General features: G+C 75.1%; 4 protein-coding genes. 1 reads left to right on the top strand and 3 read right to left on the bottom strand.

All coding sequences use genetic code 11. The features are described from left to right. Positions 1–119: 119 nt before the first annotated feature. Together HCN52_RS21695 and HCN52_RS21690 are read right to left on the bottom strand one after the other, a co-directional pair. Positions 120–791, bottom strand: coding sequence for an HAD-IA family hydrolase (locus tag HCN52_RS21695; RefSeq protein ID WP_168090134.1), 672 nt, complete (start codon positions 789–791; stop codon positions 120–122). A gap of 259 nt (positions 792–1,050) precedes the next feature. Beyond that, complete coding sequence (locus HCN52_RS21690) at positions 1,051–1,974, bottom strand: NmrA family NAD(P)-binding protein (protein ID WP_168090133.1); 924 nt, start codon at positions 1,972–1,974, stop codon at positions 1,051–1,053. 101 nt (positions 1,975–2,075) lie between these two features. Between HCN52_RS21690 and HCN52_RS21685 the strand changes: the two genes are divergently transcribed. Continuing rightward, positions 2,076–2,639, top strand: coding sequence for a TetR/AcrR family transcriptional regulator (locus tag HCN52_RS21685; RefSeq protein ID WP_168090132.1), 564 nt, complete (start codon positions 2,076–2,078; stop codon positions 2,637–2,639). 121 nt (positions 2,640–2,760) lie between these two features. Here the strand turns inward: HCN52_RS21685 and HCN52_RS21680 are convergent, their stop codons facing one another. Continuing rightward, a complete protein-coding gene (locus HCN52_RS21680) occupies positions 2,761–4,872 on the bottom strand; it encodes an MDR family MFS transporter (protein WP_209314836.1) in 2,112 nt (703 codons plus the stop codon). Between the last annotated feature and the right edge of the window lie 259 nt (positions 4,873–5,131).

Raw genomic sequence — 5,131 nt, 5'->3', positions numbered from 1 at the left:
GCCGGCCACTCCCCGCGCGGCGGCCGGTTCCCGCCCGTGTGCGGGCCGGGGCGGCACGACGGGGCCCGCACCGGAGCGCGGGCCGGGTGCGGGCGGTGGCGAGTGCGGGGAGCGGGCGGTCAGACCCGGGTGAGGCGGACGGCTCCGTCGGGCAGCACCGTCACGGTCACCGCGGTGAGGTCCGGCACGGCGAGGTCCGGGTCGTGGGCCACCGCCCGGGGTCCGATGCCGAGTACCCGCATCCCCGCGCCACGGGCGGCGGCGATACCGGCGGCGGAGTCCTCCAGGACGACGCAGTCCGCGGGGTCCGCACCGAGTTCGGCGGCGCCCTTGAGGAAGCCCTCGGGGTGCGGCTTGCTGGCGCTGACCGACTCTGCGGTCAGTCGGGGCGAGGGGACGCGCAGTCCGGCGGCGGCCATCCGCGCGGTGGCCAGTTGCAGGTCGGCCGAGGTGACGAGGGCGTGCGGGACGGCGGCGATCGCGGCGAGGAAGGCGGCAGCGCCCGGGATCGGCACGACCCCCGCCATGTCGGCCTTCTCCTCGGCCAGTAGCGCCTGGTTCTCGGCGTGGTTGACCTCGGTGGGGCGGTCGGGGAGCAGTTCCGCCATCGTGGCGTGGCCCTGGCGGCCGTGCACCACGGAGAGAACGGCATCACCGTCCATGCCCTGCCGGGCGGCCCAGCGACGCCAGACCCGCTCGACCACGGCGTCGGAGTTGACGAGGGTGCCGTCCATGTCGAGCAGGAGGGCACGCGCGGTCAGTTCCTGGGCGAGCGGGCGAGCGGCGGTCACGTGGGCGGGCTCCTGGTGTCCGGGGGCAGGGGCGAAGAAGCGGACCAGAGCGGTTCCGCCCGAACGGTCGGGGACGGGCGGAACCACTTTGTATCGTCACGATACAAAACAGGCGCCCGTGATGCCACCCCCGGGGATGAACTCCCGACGACCACGAGCGGTCGCCGCGGTGGCGACCGCCGGCCCGGCACCGCCGGCAGGGCGGGCCGACCGACCGGCACGGGGCCGCGGGGCACGCCCCGCAGCCCCGGTGCCTCCGTCAGGCCGCGGACCGCAGCCGGGCGCGCGCCCACTCCTCGAAGCCGGTCAGGTCGATGCCCAGCGCGCGGGCGAAGCGCGGGCGGGCCGGCTGGCCGACGACCTCCATGAACGCGTGCGTGGCCCCCATGTCCCCCATACCGGCGGCACGCGCCTGCTCCTCGGTCATGTCCGGAGCCGTCACCGGTACCCCCAGCGCGCGGGAGAGGGTCGCGGCGATCTCGGTCATGGTCAGGTAGTCGCTGGCGAGCTCCAGCTCCGTCCGATGGAACCGGGCGGGGTCGGACAGGGCCGCCGCCGCGGCGCGACCCACGTCCGCGGCCGCCACCAGCGCGAGGTGGGTGCCCGGCTTGACGACGGTGACCAGGCCGCCTTCCACTCCGCGCGGGAAGTAGAACCGCATCGACGGCTCGAAGTTCTCCATGAAGAACGACGGCTTGAGCAACGTCCAGCGGGGGAAGTCGAACGCGCGCAGCCGGTCCTGGATCGCGGCCTTCGCACCGAGGGGCGCCTCCATGACCGCCCACCGCCCCTCGGCCCAGCCGGGCGCCTCGACGTGCCGGCCCACGCCGCTGGTGGAGGACTGGACGAACTGCTCCACGCCGGCGGCGCGCGCGGCGGCCATGAGGTTCTCCGCCTGCTCGACCTCTCCGGCGAAGTCGAACCCCTGCTCGGTGTACGCGGGCATCTGCACGGAGAAGACGGCCCGCACGCCGGTCACGGCCGGCCCCAGCGTCGCGGGGTCGGTGAGGTCCCCCACGCACAGGTCGGCGCCGAGTTCCTCGACGGCGCGGGCGCGCGGCGCACCCGGGTCGCGCACCAGGGCGCGCACCGGCGTTCCCCGCTCCAGCAGGGCGCGGGCGGTCGCCCCGCCCTGGCGGCCCGTGGCACCGGTGACGAGAACCGGCGTGGCAGCAACGGTCATGCGCACATCCCTTCGATGATCACAGAAAAACGGCGGGGCCCGCCGTTTTGCGTTCCGCTAAGATACGGCGGGGCCCGCCACTTATCAACACGGGAGAGACCATGACCGGCCAGCGCTCCGACGCCCGCCGCAACCGCGCCCACGTCCTGGCCGTGGCCGAGACCGAGGTGGCCGCCCGAGGAGCCCAGGCCTCCCTGGAGCGGATCGCCCGCGTCGCCGGCGTCGGATCGGCCACCGTGCGGCGCCACTTCCCCACCCGGGCGGCACTGCTGGACGCCGTCTTCACGGAGCGCGTCCGCGCGCTGTGCGACCGCGCCCGCATGCTTCACGGCGAGCGCGACAGCCGCTCGGCGCTCGAGACGTGGCTGCGGGAGGTGCTCGCCTACGCGCTCGCCGCGCGCGGCCTGGCGGACGCCCTCTCCTACCGGCCGCTCCGGGACGACGACGCCCAGGACTCCTGCGCGGCGGCCCTCGGTGCGGCCGGCGACCCGCTGGTGCGCCGAGCCGTCGACGACCGGGCCGTCCGGCCGGACGTCACCGTCGAGGACCTCCTCGTGGTGATCGTCGGCATCGCGCTGGCCACCGAGCAGTACACCGACCCGGCGCCGCAGGCGGAGCGCGCGTTGCGGCTGGTGCTCGCGGGGCTCGGGACCGACGCCGGCTGAGCCGCCCACGGGCCGGCGGAGCGCCCCGCGCCGGCGAGCCGGGAGGCGCGCCGCACCGGCAACGCCGCACGGCGGGGCGCTCCCCGGCCGAGGCCGGCTGCCGCGCGGCGCCCGCGCGACGTCAGCCCTCGCCGCTCCCCCGGTCACCGCCGGGGGCCGGGTGGCTGCCGCTGGGTGCGGAGTTCGGGACGGGAGCAGCGGCGCGGCCGTCGCAGCGGTGCCACTCCGCGCTCGACCCGCCGAACTCGGTGCTCAGGTCGCGGACCAGTTGCGCCAGGTCCTGCGGTCGGTCCGGGGTCCACCAGTCCCCCAGCATCCGCGACAGTTCCTCGTCCCGCGCGGCGAGCAGCCGCGAAGTGACCAGCCGGCCCCGGTCGGTCGCCTCCAGCACCGACCCGTCCCCGGTGCGCGCCAGCATTCCCCGCTGCTCCAGCTGGCGCACCGCGCCGTCGACGACCTCGGGCGGCAGCGCCGTCCGGGCGGGCAGCGGGCCCGGCTCGACGAAGCCGTAGCGGTTGACGCGCAGCAGCAACCAGCACGCCGCGGGCGCCAGGTCGGCGCCGGCGGCGTCGCCGATGGAGCGGTAGAGGTCGCGCCGGCCCGTACGGCTGGCGAGCACCGACAGCGACCGGGCGACCTCTTCCCGGGAGGAGCGCTCCACGGCGGTGGTGCCCACGGTCTCACTGCCCTCGGGCGCGCGGACGCTGCCCCGCAGCGGGTCCGGGCGCAGCAGCCACGCCAGCAGGTGGCCGATCAGCACCACCGGCACCGCGTAGAGGAAGACCGCGGTGATGGCGTCCGAGTACGCCGACAGCACCCCGGTGCGCGCTCCGCCGGTGAGCTGCGCCACCCCGCGCGGGTCGTGCAGCAGCGAATCCACGCTGACCCCGCCCGGCAGCTGGGCGCCCGCCAGTTCGGTGCGCAGGTTCTCGCCCAGCAGCCGGGCGAAGATCGTGCCGAAGACCGCGACGCCGAAGGCGGCCCCGACCGTGCGGAAGAAGGTGACGCCCGAGGTGGCGACGCCGAGGTTGCGGTAGCGCACCGCGTTCTGCACCGCCAGCACCAGCACCTGCAGGACCATGCCGAGACCCATGCCGAACACGGCGAAGGTCAGGCTCATCCGGACGGTGCCCGTCTCCCGGCCCAGGGTGTGCAGCAGCGCCAGCCCGAGCGCGACCACGGCGGTGCCCAGCACGGGGAAGATCTTCCAGTGCCCGGTGCGGGTGATGATCTGCCCCGAGAGGGTGGAGGTGACGAAGATCCCCGCGACCATCGGCAGCATGTGGACCCCGGACGAGGTCGGGCTCACGCCGTGCACCACCTGCAGGAAGGTCGGCAGGTAGGTCATCGCGCCGAACATCGCGAAGCCGACGATGAACGCGATGCAGCAGCAGAGCGTGAAGGTGCGCACCGAGAACAGCGAGAGCGGCAGCACCGGCTCCACCGCCCGGCGCTCCACCCGGATGAACAGGGCCAGCCCCACCAGCGTGGCCGCGGTGAGGGCGGCCGTCTGCCAGGAGACCCAGGGCCAGGTGGTACCGCCCAGGGAGGCGACCAGCACCAGTCCCGCGGCCACCCCGGCGATCAGCCCCGTGCCGGCGTAGTCGATGGTGTGCCGCTCCCGGCGCGCCGGAAGGTGCAGCACGGTGGCGATGACCGCCAGGGCGAGCACACCGAAGGGAAGGTTGATGTAGAAGACCCACCGCCAGCTCAGGTGGTCGACGAACAGACCTCCCAGCAGCGGGCCCAGCACACTCGTCGTCCCGAAGACCGCGCCGAACATCCCCTGGTAGCGGCCGCGTTCCCGGGGGGAGACGAGGTCTCCCACCATCGCCATCGACAGGACGATCAGCCCGCCGCCGCCCAGTCCCTGCAGGAACCGGAAGCCGATCAGCTCGGGCATGTTGCGGGCCGCGCCGCAGAGCATCGAGCCGGCCAGGAAGATGACGACGGCGAGTTGGAAGAGGCGTTTGCGCCCGTAGAGGTCACCGAGCTTTCCCCACAGCGGGGTGCCGGCGGTGGAGGCCAGCAGGTAGGCGGTCACCACCCAGGAGAGATGGTCGATGCCTCCCAGGTCGCTGACGATGGTGGGCAGCGCGGTGGCGACGATCGTCTGGTCGAGCGCGGCGAGGAACAGCCCGAGCATCAGCGCACCGAGCGACACCCACAGCCTGCCGCGATGCGCCTCCCGGTGCGGCTCCTCCTCCACCTCGGACGCCGGCTCCGTCGCCATGGGGCTCCTCCCGAGCGGGGCGGGCGCGGCTCTGCCACCGCACCCTGCACGGACATCACCCACCATCGTGGCCCCAACCGGCGCAAACGGCCTCCCGGCGGCCCCGCCGCGTCCGATCGACGTCGGGGCCCCCCGGCTCCCGCCCCGGGGCGCGGGACGGGAGCGCCGGGCGGGTCGGTACCCGGCCGGACGGGTCAGCTTCCTGCCGGGCGGGCCTCCCGGGCGGTCTCGGCGGCCGGGGCGCGGTAGGCGACCGGGC

Source organism: Streptomyces bohaiensis (assembly GCF_012033785.1).
Lineage (GTDB): Bacteria > Actinomycetota > Actinomycetes > Streptomycetales > Streptomycetaceae > Streptomyces > Streptomyces bohaiensis.
This window is presented reverse-complemented; position numbering and strand designations above follow the sequence as displayed.

Excerpts from the sequence above, each read along its gene's own strand:
- HCN52_RS21680 (WP_209314836.1), bottom strand. The coding sequence starts at position 4,872 with ATGGCGACGGAGCCGGCGTCCGAGGTGGAGGAGGAGCCGCACCGGGAG.
- HCN52_RS21685 (WP_168090132.1), top strand. The coding sequence starts at position 2,076 with ATGACCGGCCAGCGCTCCGACGCCCGCCGCAACCGCGCCCACGTCCTG.
- HCN52_RS21690 (WP_168090133.1), bottom strand. The coding sequence starts at position 1,974 with ATGACCGTTGCTGCCACGCCGGTTCTCGTCACCGGTGCCACGGGCCGC.